The organism is Neisseria sp. HMSC069H12 (assembly GCF_001812735.1).
GTDB lineage: Bacteria > Pseudomonadota > Gammaproteobacteria > Burkholderiales > Neisseriaceae > Neisseria > Neisseria subflava.
In genome coordinates, this window is the sequence record NZ_KV810239.1 from 1 (window position 1) to 428 (window position 428).

Genomic DNA, 428 nt, shown 5'->3' on the forward strand with positions numbered 1-428 from the left:
ACCGAAGCAAGATTCCAGCTAAATCCCCATCCCAAACAGATATACCGCCTCAGAATCAAAATCAACGACGCACCGGGGCCGCTGAAACTGATAGGTAAATTTGGGGTCGGCTATAAAGCCGAAAATTGTACGTACATCATCAATCAAATCGAAGGTGCACCAGCTAAACCTGAAAAGGATTTACAAACCGATATCCGCCAGCTTGGGGATTTTGAATATGAAACTGTGGTTTATGCAGACGCATTATTGGATGAAGACTACTTCGGGGAAGGAATCTGTCACTGGCAGCTTGAAGGTTTTGGCGTTTCATTGAAAGCTACAGGAAGTCCTGAAGAAACAGAATTCAATTTCAGCGACATAATGAAACACTTATTAGAAGAAAAGACACTGACCAAATATTATTGGAAATGGTCATATCCTTATTTTAC

General features: G+C 41.4%; 1 protein-coding gene. It reads left to right on the forward strand.

Going from position 1 to position 428, the window contains the following annotated elements; genetic code table 11:
• On the forward strand, positions 1 to 428 hold a 428-nt coding region (locus tag HMPREF2872_RS00645; RefSeq protein ID WP_070630447.1), incomplete at both ends, for a hypothetical protein.